Annotated in this window: 22 protein-coding genes; 5 read left to right on the forward strand and 17 right to left on the reverse strand. The window is 59.6% G+C overall.

The genetic code is table 11. The features are described 5' to 3' along the window. Positions 1–39 precede the first annotated feature (39 nt). From I8E17_RS25280 to I8E17_RS25305, 6 genes are all read right to left on the reverse strand, one after another. Positions 40–1,419, reverse strand: a complete 1,380-nt coding sequence (locus tag I8E17_RS25280) for an FGGY family carbohydrate kinase (RefSeq protein ID WP_069610084.1) — start codon at positions 1,417–1,419, stop codon at positions 40–42. Next, on the reverse strand, positions 1,416–2,474 hold the full coding sequence (locus I8E17_RS25285) for an ABC transporter permease (RefSeq protein ID WP_069610085.1): 1,059 nt from the start codon (positions 2,472–2,474) through the stop codon (positions 1,416–1,418). The genes I8E17_RS25280 and I8E17_RS25285 overlap by 4 nt, the downstream gene beginning before the upstream one ends. Beyond that, positions 2,467–3,501 (reverse strand): ABC transporter permease, encoded by a 1,035-nt coding sequence (locus tag I8E17_RS25290; RefSeq protein WP_069610086.1) that lies wholly within the window; start codon positions 3,499–3,501, stop codon positions 2,467–2,469. The genes I8E17_RS25285 and I8E17_RS25290 overlap by 8 nt, the downstream gene beginning before the upstream one ends. After that, on the reverse strand, positions 3,494–4,987 hold the full coding sequence (locus I8E17_RS25295) for a sugar ABC transporter ATP-binding protein (RefSeq protein WP_069610087.1): 1,494 nt from the start codon (positions 4,985–4,987) through the stop codon (positions 3,494–3,496). Before I8E17_RS25295 ends, I8E17_RS25290 begins: the two co-directional genes overlap by 8 nt. A gap of 174 nt (positions 4,988–5,161) precedes the next feature. Continuing rightward, a complete protein-coding gene (locus I8E17_RS25300; RefSeq protein ID WP_069610088.1) occupies positions 5,162–6,169 on the reverse strand; it encodes a substrate-binding domain-containing protein in 1,008 nt (335 codons plus the stop codon). Next, a complete protein-coding gene (locus I8E17_RS25305) occupies positions 6,133–7,203 on the reverse strand; it encodes a LacI family DNA-binding transcriptional regulator (RefSeq protein WP_069610089.1) in 1,071 nt (356 codons plus the stop codon). The genes I8E17_RS25300 and I8E17_RS25305 overlap by 37 nt, the downstream gene beginning before the upstream one ends. Before the next feature lie 177 nt (positions 7,204–7,380). Between I8E17_RS25305 and I8E17_RS25310 the strand changes: the two genes are divergently transcribed. Continuing rightward, positions 7,381–8,277 (forward strand): sugar phosphate isomerase/epimerase family protein, encoded by an 897-nt coding sequence (locus I8E17_RS25310; RefSeq protein WP_069610090.1) that lies wholly within the window; start codon positions 7,381–7,383, stop codon positions 8,275–8,277. A gap of 58 nt (positions 8,278–8,335) precedes the next feature. On the opposite strand, the gene I8E17_RS25315 is transcribed toward I8E17_RS25310, so the two are convergent. Further along, positions 8,336–9,052: a L,D-transpeptidase gene (locus I8E17_RS25315; protein ID WP_113366200.1), complete on the reverse strand. Its 717-nt coding sequence runs from the start codon at positions 9,050–9,052 to the stop codon at positions 8,336–8,338. Positions 9,053–9,179: 127 nt separating this feature from the next. On the opposite strand from I8E17_RS25315, the gene I8E17_RS25320 reads away from it, so the two are divergent. After that, a complete protein-coding gene (locus tag I8E17_RS25320) occupies positions 9,180–10,211 on the forward strand; it encodes an IS110 family transposase (RefSeq protein ID WP_113366222.1) in 1,032 nt (343 codons plus the stop codon). 755 nt (positions 10,212–10,966) lie between these two features. Here I8E17_RS25320 and I8E17_RS25325 read toward each other — a convergent pair. From I8E17_RS25325 to I8E17_RS25345, 5 genes are all read right to left on the reverse strand, one after another. Next, positions 10,967–12,307, reverse strand: a complete 1,341-nt coding sequence (locus I8E17_RS25325) for a cyclopropane-fatty-acyl-phospholipid synthase family protein (protein WP_069610092.1) — start codon at positions 12,305–12,307, stop codon at positions 10,967–10,969. Positions 12,308–12,643: 336 nt separating this feature from the next. After that, on the reverse strand, positions 12,644–13,417 hold the full coding sequence (locus I8E17_RS25330) for an SDR family oxidoreductase (protein ID WP_069610093.1): 774 nt from the start codon (positions 13,415–13,417) through the stop codon (positions 12,644–12,646). A gap of 11 nt (positions 13,418–13,428) precedes the next feature. Beyond that, positions 13,429–14,154, reverse strand: coding sequence for an SDR family oxidoreductase (locus I8E17_RS25335; protein WP_069610094.1), 726 nt, complete (start codon positions 14,152–14,154; stop codon positions 13,429–13,431). A gap of 184 nt (positions 14,155–14,338) precedes the next feature. After that, a complete protein-coding gene (locus I8E17_RS25340; RefSeq protein ID WP_069610095.1) occupies positions 14,339–15,316 on the reverse strand; it encodes a sugar kinase in 978 nt (325 codons plus the stop codon). A gap of 29 nt (positions 15,317–15,345) precedes the next feature. Then, positions 15,346–15,690 carry a hypothetical protein gene (locus tag I8E17_RS25345; RefSeq protein WP_069610096.1) on the reverse strand — a complete coding sequence of 115 codons (345 nt, stop codon included), beginning with the start codon at positions 15,688–15,690 and terminating at the stop codon, positions 15,346–15,348. 30 nt (positions 15,691–15,720) lie between these two features. Between I8E17_RS25345 and I8E17_RS25350 the strand changes: the two genes are divergently transcribed. Beyond that, the gene (locus I8E17_RS25350; RefSeq protein ID WP_069610097.1) at positions 15,721–16,446 is read left to right on the forward strand and encodes an SDR family oxidoreductase; all 726 of its coding nucleotides are present in this window, start codon (positions 15,721–15,723) and stop codon (positions 16,444–16,446) included. Positions 16,447–16,556: 110 nt separating this feature from the next. Here I8E17_RS25350 and I8E17_RS25355 read toward each other — a convergent pair whose 3' ends face one another. From I8E17_RS25355 to I8E17_RS25365, 3 genes are all read right to left on the reverse strand, one after another. After that, positions 16,557–16,796, reverse strand: coding sequence for a hypothetical protein (locus tag I8E17_RS25355; RefSeq protein ID WP_069610098.1), 240 nt, complete (start codon positions 16,794–16,796; stop codon positions 16,557–16,559). Between the two features lie 186 nt (positions 16,797–16,982). After that, a complete protein-coding gene (locus I8E17_RS25360; RefSeq protein ID WP_219511659.1) occupies positions 16,983–17,753 on the reverse strand; it encodes a hydratase in 771 nt (256 codons plus the stop codon). Beyond that, on the reverse strand, positions 17,695–18,021 hold the full coding sequence (locus tag I8E17_RS25365; protein WP_210184505.1) for a hypothetical protein: 327 nt from the start codon (positions 18,019–18,021) through the stop codon (positions 17,695–17,697). Before I8E17_RS25365 ends, I8E17_RS25360 begins: the two co-directional genes overlap by 59 nt. Here I8E17_RS25365 and I8E17_RS25370 point away from each other — a divergent pair. Further along, positions 18,011–19,075, forward strand: a complete 1,065-nt coding sequence (locus I8E17_RS25370) for an AraC family transcriptional regulator (RefSeq protein ID WP_083258015.1) — start codon at positions 18,011–18,013, stop codon at positions 19,073–19,075. The genes I8E17_RS25365 and I8E17_RS25370 overlap by 11 nt on opposite strands. A 420-nt stretch (positions 19,076–19,495) precedes the next feature. Here I8E17_RS25370 and I8E17_RS25375 read toward each other — a convergent pair whose 3' ends face one another. Continuing rightward, positions 19,496–19,894, reverse strand: coding sequence for a hypothetical protein (locus I8E17_RS25375; RefSeq protein ID WP_069610102.1), 399 nt, complete (start codon positions 19,892–19,894; stop codon positions 19,496–19,498). A 267-nt stretch (positions 19,895–20,161) separates the two neighbouring features. Here I8E17_RS25375 and I8E17_RS25380 point away from each other — a divergent pair, with 267 nt between their 5' ends. Continuing rightward, positions 20,162–20,560: a DUF1236 domain-containing protein gene (locus tag I8E17_RS25380; protein ID WP_069610103.1), complete on the forward strand. Its 399-nt coding sequence runs from the start codon at positions 20,162–20,164 to the stop codon at positions 20,558–20,560. 394 nt (positions 20,561–20,954) lie between these two features. Here the strand turns inward: I8E17_RS25380 and I8E17_RS25385 are convergent, their stop codons facing one another. Then, the gene (locus I8E17_RS25385) at positions 20,955–21,614 is read right to left on the reverse strand and encodes a hypothetical protein (RefSeq protein WP_069610104.1); all 660 of its coding nucleotides are present in this window, start codon (positions 21,612–21,614) and stop codon (positions 20,955–20,957) included. Between the last annotated feature and the right edge of the window lie 228 nt (positions 21,615–21,842).

Genomic DNA, 21,842 nt, shown 5'->3' on the forward strand with positions numbered 1-21,842 from the left:
TCTTCGCGCAGGGCATTGTCGTCATAAGTCGTCACGATCTCACTCCATTGTCTTGATCAGGGTTTGCCAGCGTTGCCGGTAGGATGAAAGTTCGGGAAGGCCGGAGATATCGGGTGCTTCGGCCGCCAGCGCTGCAGGTGAGGCACGCTTTTCATGGGATGCCAGCATGGCGGCGCCCGTCGCCGTTCCGGTCGTACTGCGGCTGACGAGCACGCGTCGATTATGCAGGAAGGCCGCGACGATGGCGCCATAAAGGGGATCGACGACGAAATTGCCGTCCAGCACGACCGTCTCCGTGGACGGAAGGTCCTGAATGCAGGCGGCTGTCAGCAGCGCCGAATAGAGCACTGCGAGCGTGAACCGGACGCCTTCCTCCTCTGCAAGCGGGCCTTCGAGACGGCCACGGTGGGCCGTGCCGGGAAAGAGCCCGTCGTCCAAGCCGAATGTCGGAAGTGCAAAGGTACCTGACGCCACGATCCTCCGAAGGGTCTGCAACGAGGCGGGACCCGAAGCCTTTGCGGCGACGGTCGAAAATTCCCGACCGCCCATGGTCAGCATACCCGGCGTCGGGTTTCCGAAGACATCGGCATTGCAGGAATGGCCGGGTCGCTCGACGCTGAAATCGACATCGCCGCGATCGCTCAATGCAACGATCCAGGTGCCTGTGGAGACAACGGTAAAATCAGACAGATCGGCCGCCTGATAACGGTATAGATTGGCCGAGGAATCATGCACGCCGCACAGGATACGCGTCGTCGCTTTGAGGCCGCATCGCTCAGCAAGCTCAGGCTTCAACGGGCCGAGCGCTTCCCATGCCCGCCGCATCGGCGGCATGAGACGCTGCCATCCGCGGCTTGCAACGAGCGATGCCGGCCGGCCGTCGGCCGATGCCCACAGATGAGATTGCGCCGCCAGGCTCGTCACCTCGCTTGCCGGCACGCCGGACAGGCGAAACGCCCAATATTGCGGCGTGGCGAGATAGGCGCTGGCCGCGGCAAAGGTCTCCGGCCAATACATTTCCTGCCACAGCATCTGCCGCGCGAGATGCGCCGCGCCCAGCATGATGGCGCTTGCCCTCTCGCGATAGGAGCCTGCAATTGCCCGGTACCGCGCCTCGACATCCGCGGGGATCGGCTGCTCATAGTCGATCATCGGCATTGCAGCACCCTGTCTGTCGACCAGCACGCCGCCGGACCCATGCGCGCAGGTAATGATCGCGCCTATATCGTGCCTGCGTCCCAGCTCCGTCAGGCTATCAATGAGCCAGTCCTCCAAACCGTCGAGATCGTGATGGCGGTAGGGCGGACCATCCTTCACGGTATTCGGCGTCGATAGCGTTTCCAGTACGCGGCCGTCATCCGTTGCCGCCGACAGCTTCACATTCGTCTTGCCGATGTCGAAAACCGCAACGATGCTCATTTTGGACCGAAGAAACGTGTCGGCAGCAGCCACATCAGGTAGGGCCGAGCCGTCTGAACCGCAGCGACGAAGATCAGAATGCCGCCCCATATCGCAACAGTCAGGTAATTGCTGAGGCCGAACTGGTTGAAGCCAGAAGAGATGACCTGCAGGATCGCCAGCGCCAGCATCAACCCGCCGGCCGTGCCGAAGCCGCCGAAGGGATCGACGCCGCCAAGCACAGCTGCAAGGATCGTCACCAGCAGATAGGATTGTGCGTAATCCGCGCTTGCCGAATTGAAGGTCGCCAGCATGACCAGCGCGGCGAAGAAGCAGATCAGGCTCGACATGGCATAGACGCCAACCAGCACCCGGCGCGTATCGATCGCCGAATAGCGCGCCGCCTCGATATTGGAACCTATCATGGCGCAGGCGATGCCGAAGGCGGTACGTCGCAATATGAGGCTGACGATGACAGCAACCACGATCAGCAGCAAGAAGATCAGCGGCACTCCTGCTATCGTCGTCGTCCCGATGCGGCTGAAGCCGTCCGGTATGCCTGACAGTGCCATGCCGCGGGTCAGATAGATGCTGATGCCGTCGATCAGCGATTTCGTGCCAAGCGTGATGAGGATTGGGTGAACGCCGGTATAGGCAATGAGCGTGCCGGTGATAAGGCCGATGAGCAGGCAGAGCACAAGACCGGCCAGAAGCGCCAGTATGATCACGGCGAGTGCCGTTCCCGTGCCGCTATCGGGCGCGATCAGGCTCTGCATGATGAAGGCCATCAGCAGCGCACATTGGTTGGTCGTCGCGATGATCGCCAGATTGAGGCCGCCCGTGATCAACGGCGCCATCATCGCCAGGGACAGAAGGCCCAGCAGCGGCAGCTGGTACATGAAGGATTGCAGCGTGCCGAGTGAGGCAAAATTCGGAATGAACAGGGAGAAGCCGGCAACCAGAAAGACCAGAAGGACGACAAGCCCGGTGTGGGCACCGGGGATGCCTGTCCGCATACGCGTCATCAGGTCTGCCAGGCTGTTGTTGATGTTATAGAGAAGTGGAGGCTCAGCCATTGGACGACGCTCCCGCGATGATGCGATGGCGGCGGCCCGGCCGCGAGCTGATAACGGTGATCGAGGTCGAGACCAGAATGGTGATGCCGATGACGATCTGAAAGAAATAGGAGGAGACGCCGAGCAGATTGAGCCCATTCTGCAGTATGGCCAGAAGCACGATGCCGAGCAGCACGCCGGGTACGGTGCCGATGCCGCCAGTCAGACTGGCACCGCCAAGGACAGCGGCGGATAGTACCGCAAGTTCCGTATTGTACATGGCGTTGGGCACGCTTTCGCCGACCCGATGGGCCTGCAGCAGGCCCGCAACCGCCGCCATCAGCCCGAGATAGCCATAGGCGACGAATTGCAACCGGCCGATATTCATGCCGATCCGTCGCGCCGCCTCCGCATTGCCACCCATCGCATAGAGCTGCCGCCCGACGGACGAGCGCGTCATCCATGCCCAGGTGAACAGGGTCACTACCACCATGGCGACGATTGGCAACGTCACGCGAACGATGTCACCCGATGCCGTTTCCATGCGCCAGAAGACGATGCGGTTCGTCCACCAGTCCGGCAATGTATAGATCGACTTGCCACCGGAAAAATACATCAGCAGTGAGAAACTGACGCTCATCATGGCGATCGTGGCTATGATCGAGGTGATGCGCACATAATGAACCAGAAGTGCATTCAGGCAGCCCAGGCCGACGCCGATCGCCAGGCCAAAACCAATGACGACGGGCGCGGTGAAGCCAAACTGCGTTGCCATCAGCGCCGCACAATATTGCGCTACGGAGGCGGTTGCCGCGAAGGAGATGTCGATGCCGCCCGAAACCAGCACGACAAAGAGGCCCATCGCCATGATCGCCTGCACGGAATAGGTTTCGAGCAGATCGATAATATTGGCGAGCGTCAGGAAATCGCGTGCCGTCAGGGAAAAGACGATCACGACCACGACAATGACAGCCAGAAGCCACGCTTCGGGACGCCGCTTCAATTGCGCGACCAAGGATGGTCCGGCCGTTTGACTGTGCTCACGCATAGATGCGCTCCTTCATGTTGGCCTCGCTGACCTCACCCGGCACCGCTTCGCCGACGATGCGGCCGGCCCGCATGTGCAGGATGCGATCGCAGGTCGCAAAGAGCTCGGAGACTTCGTCGGAGATGAGGATGATGGCGACGCCCTGGCGCGCCAGTTCGGCCACCACATCGTAGATGCCCTGCTTGTTCTTGATATCGACGCCGACTGTCGGGGAATCGAGGATCAGCACCTTCGGCCGCGTCGCAAGCCACTTCGCCAGCACGACACGCTGCTGATTGCCGCCCGAAAGGGTCTGCACGGCACGATCGGCCGAGGGAACCTTGATAGCGAGCCGCTTGATCCAATCCTCGGCGAGTTGCCTGCGGGATTTATCGGGAATGAGCCCGAGCCGGTTTGCCATGCCCCGCATGATCGCGAGCATGATGTTGTCGCCGATCGATTGCTGCAGGATGACGCCGAGGCTCAGACGATCCTCGGAGACATAGGCGATACCCGCGCGTACGGCATCACGATTGGAGCGAAGCACAAGCTCCCTGCCCTCAAGACGGATGCTGCCGCTTTCGGCCCGATGCATGCCGAACAGCGTCAGCGCAAGCTCGGTGCGGCCCGATCCCAGCAATCCAGAGATGCCGAGTACCTCGCCGCGGCGCAGAGTGAAATCGATATCGGCAAACTCACCACGGCGCGACAGACCGTGGACTTCCAGAATAGGCGCCGCCTCACCCATGTTGCGGGCAACGATCGCGTGATCGATATCGAGCCCCGTCATCAGATGAGCGATCTTCTTTTCATTCATTTGATCGGCGGGCCAGGTGCCGACCTTGCGGCCGTCGCGCATGACAGTGACCCGCTCGGCGATCTCGACGACTTCGTCGAGCCGGTGGGAAACGAAGACGACGGCGATACCGTCCGCCTTGAGCCGTCCGACGATCCCCAAGAGGCGGTCGACCTCGGCCCGGGTCAGCGACGCTGTCGGTTCGTCCATGAAAATCAGTCGCGCCTCGGCTGCCAGGCCGCGTGCGATCGCGACGATCTGGCGCTCGGCCACCGAAAGATCGGAAACCACGAGATCGAGGTTAAGCGCAAAACCGAGCCTGGCAAGGACAGCGCTTGCCTTCTCTCGCATTCGCTTCCAGTTGACCGATTTTACCAGCCGGTCGAGATGGCTTTCGATGGCAATATTCTCGAGAACGGAAAGGTTGGGAAACAGAGACAGGTCCTGGAAAATCACCTGAATTCCCAGAGCTTTGGCGCGTGCGGGATCAAGCGAAAGAACCGACTCGCCCTCGATTTCGATCATACCAGCCGAAGGCGGATGCACGCCGGCCACGGTCTTGATCAGGGTCGACTTGCCGCAGCCGTTTTCGCCGACCAGGCAATGAATCTCGCCAGACCGCACATCCCAATCGATCTCTTCCAGTGCCCGCACGCCGCCGAACCGTTTGGACAGTCCGGTCAAACGCAGAAACGGAATTTCATCGCTCATCGATCCACTCCGATTATCATGAATCGGCCGGCGGCGGCTTGAAGCCTGCCGCCGGCCCTCGGGAGGAACAGTCAGAACTTTTCCGCTTTTCTTCTCATCGCGGAAAAGCTCTATCCTCTTGGTTCCTTACGCATTCCGGACGGAAAACCGCTGCGCACTTTTCCTGGAAATGCTTTAGAGACCAAGCGCTACGAGCCGGTCGATATTTTCCTTATCGAGCGACTCGAGCTTCTGGGCCTGGATGAGTTTCTTGTCTGGATAGACACGCACCTTGCCGACGCCGGTCAGCTCCATATTGTCGGTGGGTTCCTTGCCGGCCGCCAGCAGGGAGGCGAGCTGGACGAAGATTTCGCCCGCCGTCATCGGATTCCAGATGAAGCCGCCGCGGATGGTGCCGGACTTGACGTATTTGACGCCCTGCCCCGGAGAGAAGCCGCCGACGAGCGCGATCGACTTCGCCTTTTCGCGATCGTCGAGAACGCGCGCCGCACCGATCGGACCTTGCGAGCCGAATGTCAGGATGCCCTTGAGATCCGGATGAGCGCGAAGCTGGTCCTGCGTGGTCTTGATGCTGTCATCGAGGCTCTCGGCCACGCCGAAGCGGTCGCCGAGCATTTCCATCTTCGGGTACTTCTGCTTCTGATAGGCGATCGCGGCATCGGCCCAGGCATTATGCAGGGGAACCGTCAGCGATCCGACATAGACGATATATTTGCCTTCTTCACCCATCTGCTTGGCAAGCAGGTCCATATGGGCCTGGCCATAGCCTTCGATGGTCGTCAGCTCGAAGTCCCAATCGGCTTCCTTCTGGTTCGGCCCTTCATGGGCCAGCACCTTGATGCCTGCGGCCCGCGCACGGCCGAGAACGGGATCGAGGGCAGCGGAGTCATTCGGCACGATGCCGATGACAGCGACCTTGCGGGCGATCAGATCTTCGATGGCACGCACCTGCTGGGCGGCATCGGCCTGCGTCGGCCCGACCATCCAGGCGTTGGCCTTGTATTCCGGTGCCGCCTTTTTGATGCCGACTTCCATGGCATTGAACCATGGAATGCCGCCGATCTTGACCACGACGCCGACTTGCGGCTCGGCCGCCTGTGCGACGCCGATCGTGCCGCCCAGAGTGCCGGCGACGACAGCTCCACCTATTCCGGCGAGTAGAATTCGTCTTGTAACTTCCATTTTTCTCCTCCCAGTTTCGTGTTACCCGCCTCCTCAAGCGGGCTCCGCGGCGTCGAACCGCGGATCTCGACGGCGCAGCGCAGGCGCCGCGTAACCGGCTTTCCTCCGGAGCCGGTCATACGTCGCAACAGAAGCGCCCAGGCCTGCTCGGCCATTTCCTCAACGGGCTGGCGCACCGCCGTAATGCCGGGCGCGACCAGCCTCATCCATTCCATCTCGTCGAAGCTTGCAAAGGCGAGATCGCCGGGCACGGAAAGCCCGATCTCCGCCATGGTGCGGTACGTCAGAAGCGTCGTGCCGTGGTCGAGCGAAAACAGCGCGCCAGGCAAGGGGCGCTGACGCAGACGCTCCTCAAGGCGCTGCGCGCCATTGGCATCATCTATGCCGATTTCCAGCATTTCGACATGCATACGGCCGGCCGCAGCGCGCACGCCTTCCCAGCGTTCGCGAACATTGGTGATCGACAGGCTGCTGCCCAGCACAAGGCAATCACCATAACCCTGCCTGTCGAGATGGGCGGAGATCGCGCCGGCAGCAGGCCCATTGTCGACCGCGATCAAATCGAAGCCGGTCGCATCGGGTATACGGTCGGCCAATACGACCGGCGCAAAGAAGCCGTTCGGCAAGCGTTCCGCAAAGGCGCCATCACAGGGGATGACAATCAGGCCGGCCGGACGCCATGAGCGAATCTTGCGCAGCCGGTCGGCTTCTTCCTCGGCATTATTGCGCGCGGAGACGACCACCAGATCGTAATCGTCGAGACGCGCCAGATGCTCCAGCGTGGAAACGAAGGAAGCAAACATCGGATTGGTGAGGTCCGGCACCACGACACCGGCAAGCTGTGCCTTGCGCGAGCGCAACCGCGATGCGCCAAGATCGACGACATAGCCAAGCTCACGCACAGCGTCGTTCACGCGCCTGGCGAAATCCGGAGAGACCGTGGGCTTGCCATTGAGGACATTCGAAACGGTCGCTACCGAGACGCCTGCTTTGTCGGCCACCATCCTGATGGAAGGGGTTTGCGATTTCGACATTCTGCCCTCCCTTCAACAATCTCAGATTGATACTACGAAAATTCTGGTGAAACGTTTTATTGTAAGCTATACCGGCATAGATGCGGTGTCAACGTGAGCGTTTCAAAGTATAAAACGATTCATGTCTTTCGCATCGCAGCAAATGTTTTTTGCGTCCACGAAATCGGGAGGAAGAGCATGAACAAACTGGGAGTTCACGCGCTGGTATGGGAGGCCGGCTGGAGCCGCGACGAATGCGCCCGCGCAATCGCAAACAGCGCCGAGGTGGGTTACGATTTCATCGAGGCACCAGCGCTCGACCCAAGCCTGATCGATCCGGAATTCACCCGCCGGCAACTGGAGAAGAACGGCATCGGCATTAACTTCTCGCTTGGTCTTGATTTTGAAACCGACATCTCAAGCGGCGACAAGGAGAAGGGTCGGCGCGGCAAGGAAAGGCTGGAGCAGGCGATCGCCGTCTGCCGCGATTGCGGCGGCGAATATATCGGCGGCATTCTGCATTCCGCTTTCGGCAAATATAGCGAGCCGACGACAGCTGCCGGCGTCGCGCAATCGGTCGATATCCTGCGTCAGGTGGCCGAAACTGCGGCGAAAAGCAACATCACGCTGGTTCTGGAGGTGGTAAACCGCTACGAATCCAACGTGCTGAACACGGCCGCCCAGGCCGTGGAGATGTGCAAGCGCATCGGCATGCCGAACGTGAAGGTGCATCTCGATGTCTATCACATGAATATCGAGGAATCCGATATTCAGGCCGCCATTCTCGAAACCGGCGATTATCTCGGCTATTTCCATACCGGCGATTCCCATCGCGGCTATATGGGCTCGGGCACGATCGATCTTACCGGCGTTTTCAGGGCTCTCGTCCGTTCCGGCTACCAGGGACCCATCACCTTCGAATCCTTCTCCTCCCGCGTTGTCGGCCAGCCGCTCGAAGGCATTCTCGGCATCTGGCGCAACCTCTGGGATGATGGCCGCGACCTTGCCGAACATGCGCTGATGTATACGAAGGCGCAGCTCAAGGCCGCGCAGGAGGCCCAGCGTCAAAGCCAGCAGCGCAGCCGCCTTCCGTAATACGGCACTCCATCGTGCCGAAGCATCGGCTCCCTCCTCTCGAGGGAGCCGATTTCGCTCAGGCAGAAATCGCCTTGCTTTGAAGCGGCGTCTGATGAACGACGATGCGCGCGTGGTATGGAATGCGTTCATAGAGGTCGATGACGTCCTGATTGATCAGTCGAACGCAGCCGGACGACGCTGCCTTGCCGATCGAGCGCCATTCCGGTGAACCATGCAGGCGATAGAGCGTGTCCTTGCCATTCTGGAAGATGTAGAGCGCGCGGGCACCCAGCGGATTCTTGATTCCCGGGTCCATGCCACCATTGGCAACCGAATATTTCGCGAGTTCAGGCTTGCGGGCAATCATGTCGCCCGGCGGCTTCCAGCGCGGCCAATGCTGGCGCCAATGGATGATCCCTTCACCCTGCCATGCAAAGCCGTCACGGCCAATGCCGACACCGTAGCGCATGGCCGTGCCGCCCCGCTCCACGACATAGAGAAATCTCGAAGCCGTATCCACGACGACCGTACCGGGCGCCTCGCCGGTCGGATCCGGAACGCGCTGCCGATAAAACTTCGGGTCCAGCTTTCGGTAGGGAACCGCCGGAATGACATGGCCGCCATCGACCACGGAGGCATAGCGTGCTTCGAGTTCGGGATCGGGTGTGACGGCGCTCTGAGGTTCTGACGCCACGGGAACGACGGGTGGCGTACGAACCGGAGCTGCAATGGGAGTTGGAACCGGGGCGGTGGTGGCACAGCCCGCAAGCGCTGCCGTCACAGAGATAGACATGGGGTAATCGCGGCGCGATCGCCCCAGGCCATTTATAAATAACGGCTGGCGAGGGTGGTTGCCCCCGATAAGATGGAAAAACGGGCTCACGATTGGAACCGGGCCCAAACATCCAATGGAGGCAACCGTGGACCAATATATAGGGTTGGACATTTCATTAAAAGAGACCGCGATCTCGATCCGACAAGACGGGAAGCGGATATGGCGCGGGAACTGCCCTTCGGACCCAAAACTTCTGGCGGAGATGATCCGCAAACACGCTCCGCACGCCAAGCGCGTTGTGTTCGAGACGGGGCCATTATCGACGTGGTTCTACCATGTGCTGACGGCCGAAGGGGTTCCTGCGATCTGCATTGAAGCGCGACACGCGCAAAAGGTGTTGAACGAGACACTCAACAAGACCGACGCCAATGATGCGGATGGATTGGCCCAGTTGGCCGAGGCCGGGTTCTACAAGGCGGTCCGGGTAAAGGCATTCGACAGCATGCTGACGCGCACGCTGGTGGCGGCTCGCAATCAGCTTCTGAGCATCTCAACGCAGCTCAGCAACCAAATCCGCGGCCTGACGAAGACGTTCGGTCTCATCATTCCCAAAGGAACAGGTCGAGTGTTTGATGGAAATGTGAGGGAACTCCTGGATGGAAACAACGGCCTGGCCAGGATCATATTGCCTCTGCTTGAGGCGTTGTGCGACATACGCAAGCGCGCAGCCGATCTTGATCGCCAGTTACTCGCAGCGGCGCGGGCGAGCCAGGCGACGAAGCTCTTGATGACGATCCCGGGCATCGGTGCCGTTACGGCCGTCTCCTATGTCGCCGCGATTGAAGACCCAGAAAACTTCAAAACGTCGCGCTCTGTTGGCGCTTGGCTCGGGCTGACAACGCGGCGCTACCAATCAGGCGAGGTCGACTATGACGGCCATATCTCTCGAAGAGGCGACAACCATCTACGGGGCCTGCTTTATGAAGCGGCGACAGTGATCCTCACGAGAACCTGTGCCAAGAACGAGAGCAGTCTCAAAAGCTGGGGACTTAAGCTGCGTGAGCGGTTGGGCTTCAAGCGCGCTGCGGTGGCGGTCGCCCGAAAGCTTGCAGTCATCATGCACAGCATGCTCAAAACAGGAGAGGTGTTCAACCCATTGGCCGGCGCAACCGCATAAGCGAAGTGTCAGCCTCCTTCCCTCAGCGCGTCAAACCCGATTTGAGGCACTGAGCGTCCCTGCTGCGGACGTGGGTCGGATCATTCCGTGCAGCTGGGCTGCAGCTCGTTTGAGACTGCGCGATAGACATAGGAAGGTCCTACCTGCGAAGACCCATTATGCGGCGACCATGTGTCGACCGCGGAGACAACCCTGCTCCCGGCACCGGACAGCTCTGAGAAAAACATGGCCGCTGAGGCCCGATCCAAACAATCAATTTACACCGCATCGCTTCTTCTGCACGTGCGAGGCCGCCAAATGCTCAAGCCACCTTGACGAATGAAACGCAATTAGACAACCCCAGCATGAAAGCCCGCCGGGAAAAAGTCTTTTCATTCTTGGTTGAGCGCATTCCTGTCCTAACAAACCCCGCATATTGATATCGCCTCTTCGACGGATGGGGCCGAAAGAGGCGACATGCCTCATCATTAAGTGGTGATGACCTCATAGCCACTCGGGACATGTGATGACAAGTTCGCCAATACCATGACCCTGCAAACTCAATCGACGAGTGTGGGCCAGAAGCCACAGGGATCTTGTGTTTCCGCAAGTGTATTGCGCGCTTGCAACCCTACCGATGCGCAAACGTGCTGATTGCACGGAGACACTTGCTCGCCGCAACGTTGCGATATGTATCGGCCAGATATTGAAGGAGTGGCTGGACAGGACATTGTCTCCCTGTCCTGCCAATCCTCATGCCGGACTGCAAGTGCTTTCTAAAGGTTCCGCGAGGACTCGCCTCCGGATTGATTTTGCTGGCGGGATTTGCGCTCGTCATGCAAGGTCAGATCCCGCCTTGCCCGCGCGCTCGCAGCTTCGATCGGCCCTGCCCTCCCCTGCTCGGCAATGACAGCCCGCGCCCGCTCGATATCGACCATATAGTCACGGGCCAACGGCAGAGCGGAAACGTTCTTCGTCAGTTGCAGTTGCCAGTTCATGTGACCCATACGCCGGAAGGCAAGTTCGGACCCGACGAGATAGAATTCGAACATCCGACAGAACCGCTCGTCATAGAGTTTTGCCAGGGTGCTTCTGTTTTTCATGAAGCGGTCGCGCCACTGCTCGAGCGTCTTGGCATAATGGAGGCGCAGGATCTCGATATCGGTCGTCCAGAGACCGGATTTCTCAACCACGGACAGGACTTCGGAGACCGCCGGCGAATAACCGCCGGGGAAGATATATTTCGCAATCCACGGATTCGTGCTGCCGGGACCATCGGCCCGGCCGATTGCGTGGATCAGTGCGACGCCGTCCTCCTTGAGCACGGAGCGGATCTTGTCGAAGAAAGTCCTGTAATGGTTGATGCCCACGTGCTCGAACATGCCGACCGAGACGACGCGGTCGACCGGACGCGTCCAGGAGCGATAATCCAGCAGTTCGAACGTGACCATATGCGCCAGCCCGGCATCCTTCGCGCGGGTTCGTGCGGCCAGCAATTGCTCTTCCGAAAGCGTAAGACCCGTCACCCGAGCACCGAATTCCCTGGCGAGATACAGCGCCATGCCGCCCCATCCACAGCCGATGTCCAGAACCTCGAGGCCCGGGCGGTCGAGCATGAGTTTGGATGCGATATGCCGCTTCTTCTTGAGCTGTGCCTCCTCCAAGGTCTCGTCGCCGACCGGGAAATAGGCGCAGGAATATTGCCGGTCTTCATCCAGCATCAAGGAGTAAAGCCGCGCATCGAGATCGTAATGATGCGCGACATTGCGCTTTGAGCGACCGGCGAAATTCAATTGATCGAGATTTCGGCGCAGCCAGCGGACCTTTTCCATCAGCTTCTCGAAGGGATGGCTCCCGCCTTCCATCATGTTGAGGGCGAGCAGATCCACCATTTGGAATAGGTCGCCGGATGCCGGTTCGACTTCGCCGTCCATATAGGCCTCACCCAGTGCCAGAGCCGGATTGAGGAGCAGACGGCGTTTTGCACGGGCGGTGTTGATTTTCATCGCTGCACGCGGTTCCGATCCCGTACCGAAACTGCGCGTGGAACCGTCCGGAAAAGTGACCGTAAGCGTTCCGATTTTGATCAAGCGGGAAAGAGCTGCTTCTAGGAACATGACAACTACCTGTTTATCGTTTCCTCGACGGTGATCTCCTGGCCTGAGGGGTCGCGAAGAATCCCGTACCGGTATCGAAAGCGTACTACTTAATCTGGTAAAATATCCAGATCATTTGCGACATCAAGGTTGAGTAAGCTCAAACGCAGCTACGAGGATGCTCGCCCCCTCCGCTGGATCACTGCTCAGGCTCTCCGGCTATATAGTCAGCCGGCTGCCGGAATGTGAGACCTCCCCCGGCGGCAAAGGGTGCGCGACAGCCGAATGCAAGCCGTGTAGCATCGCCTCTGCCGAGCAGCGTTACGCGGAGGGAATGCACTCCAACGCAGGACACGCCTACCAGCAGGTGAAGCCGGCATCCACGTTGACGATCGCGCCCGTCATCAGGCTTGCGGCGCCCGATGCAAGGAAGAGAACCGCGCTGGCGACTTCCTCTGGCCTTCCCATCCGCCCCATCGGCGTATCGGCAAGCCAGACCGGAATGCGTTCACGATTGGCCTCGACCGCCATCACCATAGGCGTTTCGATATAGGTGGGAGCCACGGCATTCACCCGGACGCCATGCTCCGCCCATTCCGCCGCCATCGACCGTGTGAGATGATGGACTGCCGCTTTGGAAACGTTGTATGGCGTCTGCGGTTGCGGCCTATTGCAGATGATTCCGGACATCGAGCCGAGATTGACGATGGCGCCGCGTTTCTGAGCAATCATGTGGCGGCCGAAGGCGCGCGAGCACCAGAAAACGCCATTGACATTGACATCCATCATTCGCAGCCAATCGGCGTCGCTGACATCCTGCGAGGGTATGCCGCTCTGACCGATCCCGGCATTGTTCACCAGGATCGTCGCGGCACTGCCGCCATCGGCAAGCTCCGTGGCGATCGCTTCCATGCGCGCGGAGTCGGTGACATCGCCTATCCGCAGATCGATGTCGTAACCCTTCTCCCGTAAAGCGAGAGCTCCCCGTGCGTCGGCCTCGTCACGCTCGATGACGACGACTGCAGCGCCAGCTTCAGCCAACGCCTCTACGCAGCAAAGGCCGATGGCGCGGCCACCGCCGGTAACCACAGCTCGCTCGCCATCGAGCCGGAATTTCTCCTGATAACCCATGGCTTTACTCCTCAGATATCGAAGGCGCTCGGCAGAACCACGACGTCGCGGATCGTCACGTTGCGCGGACGTGTCAGCATGAACACGATGGCATCTGCGACTTCCCTGGGCTCGATCAAGGCGCCGGCCTCCTTGGCCTTGCGCAGGTTTTCCTCGGGCCAGTCGGCGAGCAAGGCACTGATGACCGGGCCCGGAGAGACAGAGCCGACTCGAACACCGCTCTTCAGAAGCTGGCGCCGCATGGCCTGGACGAAGCTGGTCATTGCCCATTTGGAGGGCGAATAGACGGGCTCCCAAGGAATGGCCGAATGGCCTGCGACCGAACTCGTGACGATGATATCGCCCGTACCGCGCCCGATCATATGCGGCGCGACGGTTCGAACATTCTTAATGACGACATTGACGTTGAGGTTAAGCATCCTGTCTATGGCGTCGAGATTGGCTTCCACCAGGTCACCGCCAATATAGGTGCCGGCATTCGCATGAAGGATATCGAGGTGATCGACCTTGGCGAGAATGCCGTCCAACAGCGAGGCACATTGTTCGGGATCGAGCAGATCGACAACAAGCGGAATGGCAAGTTCGCCCAGGCGCTCGCACACCGATGCCAATGCTCTCTCATCGCGATCGATCAAGACGACCTTCGCTCCCGCCGCAATCATGGCTTCGGTCGAGGCCAGTCCGATCCCCGATGCCGCGCCGGTCACCGCGGCGATCTTTCCTTTCAGTTCGTCCATGAACTCCTCCTCCTTGGATCAAAACAGCTATCATTTACCGGCACTGCAGACCGGGTATTCATTGGCAAAGCTCGAGACAGTCTGCGACATCCACAGTGCGATCAGGTCAATCGCGCCTATGGAGCGGCCGTCGTCGAACAGCCTGTACCTCCAAACCCCGCCCCTTCGACGGAACGGATCCGCATCAGGAACGTCTTTCCGTGGCTGCGATGAACGCGTCGAGTTGCTCTCGGGTGCCGGCCCCCTCCATCGGGCCGACGACTGTGACATTGCGGGCACCCGCCGCAGCAGCATAGGTCAGAGCGTCTGCCGCCGACATGCCGAGACGCCGGCAAGTGAGGTAGGCGCCACCGAAGCAATCGCCGGCGCCGGTCGGATCGATTTCCGCGACGATGAAGGCCGGCGCATCGATGCGCTCGCCTTCCCTGTTGTAATAAGTCGCACCATCGGCCCCGCGCTTCAGCACGATTTCCTTGACGCCGATTTCAAACAGGCGGCGGATCGCATTGGTTTCGCCCTCGACGCCGGCCGCGCGCTCAAGCTCCTCCCCGGAGGGCAGCAGCAGATCGGCCATAGCCACGAGCCGGGCAAACCGCCGTTCGGTCGCCTCGTCGAGCTTGAGTTCCTTGCGAATGTTCGGATCGACGGAAAGCGTGCCGCCGCGGGTCTTGACGATATCGACGGCCTTGTCGATCACCTCACACGCGCTCGGAACGGATAGCGCCGAACCCATCACATGCAGGTGTCCGGCACGGTCGATGAGATTGCTGACGCCTTCGCTCCAGCCAAAGCGAGCAGCCGCTGACGTCGCGATATTATAGACGAAGTCGCGGGATCCGTCCTCGCGGTAGCGAACGAAGGCGCTGCCTGTCGGATAATCCGGGTCGATGGATATTGCCGAGATATCGACGCCGTCACCCTTGAGCCTTTCGAGGTTCACGCGGCCGAAATCATCGGTGCCGACAGCGCCGATCATTGCCGCGCTGCCGCCAAGCCGCCCGCACTGGGAAATGAAGATCGCCGGAGCGCCGCTCGCAAACGGTCCAACGAGCGGTTGAGCCTCCATGAAACCATTGCCGACGGTCGTGGCGACGATTTCCACGAGGATTTCCCCGACGCAGACCGTTGGGCCAAGCTGGTCGGGTGCCAATACTGAACTCATTGCAATCCTGCTTTCGATCCCTGTTGTTCTCAATCCGCGGCGGCGTGTCGTTGCGCTCCATCCTCATCGCAAGACTGATTGTTTTCCAGCAAAGAAATACTGGCGAAACATATATGCCACGTTGAACGCCGACCAGAAGCATTCTTCTCTTTCATGACGATTTCAGCATTCGCAATGAATTCAAGCATGATTCCAGCGGCTTGCGAGCGCGACCCTTCGACGCGGCAATTATGGATCGCCGGAACAGACGCCGTAAAATTCAGCGACTTGCGCTGTTTGCGGATGCCTCTGCCCGGCGAGAAATTCGGTTCGCTTTGGATAGAACGCTGCATTTTCATGTTGACGCCCGCCGCATTCACATCTTCGATCGGCAAACAGGCAGGAGATCGAAAGAGGAAGTTCCGATGAGTTTCGAAGGCAAGAGAGTGATCGTCACCGGCGCAGGCAAGGGCATCGGCCGAGTGACGGCGGAAATGCTGATAAAACGCGGCGCACATGTCGTGGCGCTGACCAGAAGCGCAGCGGATGTCGCTTCCTTGCGCAATGAGCTGGGCTGCGAAGCCATTCAGGTCGATCTTGCCGACGCCGACAGAACACGTGAGGCAGCAATCGCTGCGCTTCCGGCAGATTATCTTGTCAACTGCGCAGGCACGACCGAGCTGCAGCCGTTCCTTGAGACCACGGTCGAAGCCTTCGACCATCTGCATGCGGTCAACACCCGCGCGCCGATGATCGTGGCCCAGGAATTCGCTCGCTCATTGATCGGCAGAGGCCTTCCCGGCGCGATCGTCAATGTCTCCTCCATTGCCGCCTTTATCGGCATACCGGATCATGCGTCCTATTGCGCATCGAAGGGCGGCCTGGACGGCCTGACGCGCGTGATGGCCAGGGAACTGGCGCCCAAGGGTATTCGCGTCAACGGCGTGCACCCGACGGTGACGCTGACACCGATGGCGGTCAAGGCATGGAGCGATCCCGAAAAGGCAGCACCCATGCGCGATCGCATTCCGGCCGGCCGCTTTGTCGAACCGGCAGAGGTTGCGGAGGTGATCCTTTTCTTGCTTTCCGACGCGGCGGCCATGGTGAACGGCATCTCCATGCCAATCGATGGCGGCTATATGATCGCCTGAGATCGTATCCACGGCATCCTGATAGAGATCAAACACCGGATGGAAGTCGCCAAAGAGGCTGAGATATTCGACCGGGAGCTGATGCTATGGAACGCCTGGAAGGCTCGGCATTAGGCTGCCGCCTCATAGATCAGATCTGGCGCGACGATCCATTCTCCCTGCCTGAGCTTCAGGACGTCAAGCCTGCCTTCGCGATCCCGAACGGCAATGCCGACGAACCGGTAGCGGCTGCCGTTTCTATCCACGACGGCAGCTGAAATAGGTTTGCCGTTGACATAGCCGACAACAGGGCCTTCCTCCCTTGTTGCGGAAAGCAGGAAATATTCGTGAGGAATGTTCCGACTGACCATCAGCTCCGATCCCCACGCTGAAGGGTCAGGCCCACGCTCGCCCCAGCACCTTTCTGCGCGCGCCTGCTCTCACGCGTCGCTTGCTCGAGAGAGGATTTCGAGCGGGGACGCCTGTCCTTCTTGATCTCGACCACGAATGGCCTTCGCTGCGGCCGCATTATCCGTCCTTTCAACTTTTGATTCATTTTAATTGAAGACACATTCGACCTGACCGAGCGGCCCGAAGTCGACGGCCAAATGTTGGCCGGCACAGACCTGAAGGACCGCAGTGCAGGAGCCGGTCGCCACGATATCGCTCGGCTCGAGCCGCCTGCCGTTTGCCGCAAGCGCCGCGGCAAGCCACGCAACCGCGTTCAGGGGATTGCCCATGACCGCCGACGAGCTGCCGGACACCATGGTCTGCCGAAACAGAAACGCCGTGACCTCGATTCTCGAAAGAGCGCCGATGTCCACATTTGCGGCATGGTCGCCGCAGAGCGTCGCGACATGCAGGCCGAAATCCGCAATCGCAGCGTTTGCGCCGGCAAACGCTCGCCGCGTCCGGCGGCCGACGACCCCGATTGCAGGGAGGCAGCTCATGACCGCCTCAGCCACGCTATCGAGCGAGATTTGCTCGCCTTCCTCCGGAAATGGCCTCAGCATCGTGAAAACGAACTCGCTTTGTATTCCTATGGTTCCCGGCGGCAGACGGAAGCTTTGCGCCCTCTTTTGCAGGGAGGAAGACGGAATTTCCGAGTAGATCGGCCCCTTGAGGCCAAGCGTCCGGCACGACAGATCGCTCGTTCCCACAATCGCATAGCCCTTGCGCTCAAAGCCGAGTGCATCCTGCGCCGCGGCTTGGATGTCATAAGCCTCATCTTCAGAGACGATCAGATCGAGCGGAAGATCGCAAAGTTCTTCATGACGGCGACACTTCGCCAGAAGATCGGCTGTGGTATCCTTCAATTGGAAATACATCTTCGCGCTCCAATCTCGACAACTGGCTGTCACGCAAAAATGGCTCGACACGCATAGCCGTTCCATTCGGCGCAATGCGCGAAGAAATTAAAATCTCATAGTGGTTTAGCGGGATCCAGCGAAATTGACCGCCCTCGTTCCGGGCGTCGCCCCTCCCCAGGATTTTGATGACCTCAATCATGTTTGAGGTCGCCGCGCAGGGTATCTTTCGGCATGATCGGTTGGAAAATCGCTGCCAATCCTTCACGAACCGATCAATGCTCTTCATTCCATTTCCATTTGTCGTCGCCATTTTGCTCGTCGTTCTCTTTGCAGCCGTAAAGGCTCGAGACGATGAAGCACCACCCAATTTGCCTTTCCAGGCACTGATCCTTCTCAGTGCGTTTCAATCCACGCTTTCCGGTCTGCGATGGGGCTATGCCGTTCAGCCCGTCATGTATATCATGCCGGTGGCGGCTGCGATGGTGGCACCGCTTGCCTATCTCGGCGTCTCCAGACTGGTGCGCAAAAGCTCGCTCTCCCCACTTCAGCAGATCAGCCTGCATGCGCTGCCGGCCGGGCTCATTATCGTGCTGATCGCGGTGTGGCGCGACGCAATCGATATCGCCATCGTACTGATCGACATCGGCTATGCCGCGGCGATCCTGCTTCTCATGCGCTCGGGCACGGACGCGCTTCGCCTCGCGCCATTCGAAAATGCCGGCCAGACCTATCGGGCCGTCCTCTTTGCCGCCGGCGCTCTTCTTTTGTCGGCAATGGTCGATACCTTCATCTGGCTGGACTTCGCCTGGGCCGGTGGTGAATATGCGTTGAAGGTCATCAGCCTCGGAAATCTCGTGGGACTGGCCATCCTGGCCACGGCCGCCGCCGCAGCCAGCCGCAGCCACGCGCCCATCGACAAGGGAGGGGCTGTCCTGCTGCCTGAAATCCTGCAGGACACCCAGACGCTTGATGCCATACAGACGCTGATGAAGGAAAGGTACGCCTATCGCGATGTCGATCTCAATCTCGACCGGCTGGCGCGCAAGCTTGCGATTCCCGCCCGGCAGATTTCCACCGCCATCAACCGCGCGACCGGCAAAAACGTCTCGCAATATGTCAACGAGTACCGGATCGCGGAGGCTTGCATGCTGTTGGCCGAAACCGGGAAGCCGGTGACGGAAATCATGTTCGATGTCGGCTTTCAGACCAAGTCGAACTTCAATCGCGAGTTCCGGCGCGTCACTGATACCACACCCCTTGAATGGCGCGACAGGTCGCGCAGATCCTCCCAGTCCACAGCCGCGCAAGCAGCTGGGCAACAAGCCCTCAAGGAGCTGTGAAATCGCCATCATCAAGACGACTGGCGGCTACGTGGCGTTTCTGATCGACGAATTCATCGGCAGCACGTCGGCGGCGAGCGCAGCCATCCGCCTTTCGGAACTCGACATTTTCGGCCGCGAGCGTGTAGCCGTATAGCGTCGCTTTCCGGGTGCCAAAGGAGGCGGCTGGTAACGCGCTTCCGCAAGCCATGAAGAAAGTCATCTCTTCGCAGGAGCCACCTGCCGCACTTCCTGTACACAATGACCAGCCGCGCCCGAATTCCGGAACAGATTTTCAACATGGCGCTCGACTGAAGCATGCACGGCCTCACGTCGCGGCAATAACGGCCAATCTCGGAAATATTTTCTCCATAGGTTACTTAAATTGGCAGATCCAGGAATCGCAAGGAGCTTCGTTACCAGATATTGTCGATCAAGGTACTAGACATTCGGAATTCGACGGACATAAACTTGATAGATGAACGCATGCCAGAAAAAGAGAGCGATCATGGCCTTGATCTCAGCCGGAACGGCCACGTCGATGCTCACGGCTCTCCCTTGGATATGGAGCTGATGAATGCTGTATGATCCAAACATATCCCGATCGCGCTGGCCGCTACCGTTTCGCCGGCAGTCATGGGAGACACTGGTTGGTTTGGTATCCATAATCCTGCTGGTCGGGATCATATGCGCAAACCTGCCGAGCACCTGGACGACGGAGCGAAACGTATCGGTGGCTTCTTCGAGCCGCGCCGCACATTGATGGGTTGAGAGCGCTCGGCCGTGAGTGCGCGGCGATCGCAAGCCTTTGACGGATTGGCTTCCTGTATCTGTCCACATCCAGTAGCCGGCTCCGACAGGAGCGAACACGAGGGCTGCAGTCAGTCAATACCTGTATTCCATCCCCGGAATCAGCTTTGAGCGTGATGAATTTCCGCATATTCCCGATGAAGACCGTGTGCGTGAGGCTTTGGTCCAGTACATCGTGCGACCCCCGCCCCAATGTCACTCGACTGAAGCCCATGGAAAGGAACCGACTGCGCCGAAGCTCTGTTTTACCGACAGCTCCGTCATTGACGGACGAAGAGAAGGTAAAAGGAGATTCTGATGAAAACGAAAGTACTTAGTGTTGCGGCACTCGCGCTTGGCCTGACCGCCGGATGTGCCTTTGCCCAATCGTCGACCGTCACCGGCGCTGCAGGTGGCGCGGTTACCGGAGCCGTTGTCGGTGGTCCGGTCGGAGCCGCCGTCGGCGGCGTGGCTGGCGCCATTGTCGGCACCGCCATCGATCCGCCGCCTCAGAAGGTGGTCACCTATGTCCGCGAACAGCCCTTGCCTGAAGAGGGCACGATCGTCCACGAGAGAGTGGTCGTCGGTAGGTCTCTGCCGGATACGGTCGTTGTTCGCACAGTTCCGCAGAATCCGCGATATGCCTATGCAATCGTCAACCACGAACGCGTGATCGTCGAACCTTCCTCACGCAAGGTTATCCAGATTCTGAACTAATCGTCGTGGGGAGCGGGAAGCCGCTCTCCACCCTTCCCCCTGTTCCCCATGGGCGTATCCATGCCGACCGAAACGAGAAAGCGGCCGGTCTGCAGCGCTTCACAAAGCTCCGAGTTTTTCACGGTGGCTTCCACAGGCAGCACCCCCTTGCGCACCATATTCTAAACTTGGCCGCCTGCATCACGCATCAAATTGCCTATCGCCGGATCGAGCAGCGTCTGGGGCGGAAGGCCCGACCCGGCGATAGAGCCGGTGGGCGGACCGGCTAGGGAAAGGCGTGCATCGACGCCAAACTCTTGAACCCATACTTGTAAGCGATGAACGCAGAAACCTCGCGTCGCAAAGTGCCCGGCGACCGGCATGCTTACCTCAAGACTCTGCTAGTACAGCGCCTTCAATTGGCAGTCGCCGTACCGCTCTCGGATGGGGCCGCGGCTTCGGATTTTCTTTCCAGGGCGTCACGAACTTCGGCGATTTTTCCGCTGTTTGTTCCGACGCCGAGAATGCTCTTTGCTTCGGCGAGTGTCTGGTCCGTCACCGGCTTGTTCGACAGCTGCGCGAGCGCCGAACGCAGGGCGCTGTCGCTGAGGGCCGGATCCGTCGGCACAGCCGTCGTTCCATATTGCATTTCGAATTCCGCATATGCCTTTACATAGGCAGAGAGCGCCGCCATCTTGGGGTCTTTCGAGTTCAAGTAGGCGTGATAGTCTCGCTTGAGCGAGCTCAGGCTACCTGCACCGGGCTTTGAGACATGGCTCTTCGAACTTGCACTATGGGCTTTAGAGTGTTTATCCGCACGATGCCCCAGCAGCGACGATGAAGCGCCCTGCGTTGTCGCCGCATTGGTCGAAGGGCTGCTTGCATCGTCGCTTCCGGACTTTTCATGACCGGAGTTTCCTTCACCGTGGCCGCCGCCATTGCCATTACCATTGCCGCCGCCGTTTCCGCCCTTGGCGAATGCCGCCTGCATGAAGCCGACAGAAGCTCCTCCGATGGGTGCAAGGGCGAGCACCAGGCCGAGGCTTGTTGCACCAATGATGGAACGGATTTTCATGCGCACTTCCTTTATAACATGTCCGCCGCCTGTGGCAGGGGCCATATCCAGCAAATCATGCGCACTAGAATATTGCCGAAATCTCAGCTTTCTATCCCGGTCCGACCTATGCCTTGAGGGTTAGGACCATAGTCTGATTGATCCAACTCTATGGTCGCATAAATTGCACACGCCGGACGGCAATACCCCGCTCGGGACAACGCGGCGGGTGTCGACGCCCAACAGTTG

It is taken from the genome of Rhizobium sp. AB2/73, assembly GCF_020871915.1.
Taxonomy (GTDB): Bacteria; Pseudomonadota; Alphaproteobacteria; order Rhizobiales; family Rhizobiaceae; genus Rhizobium; species Rhizobium dioscoreae.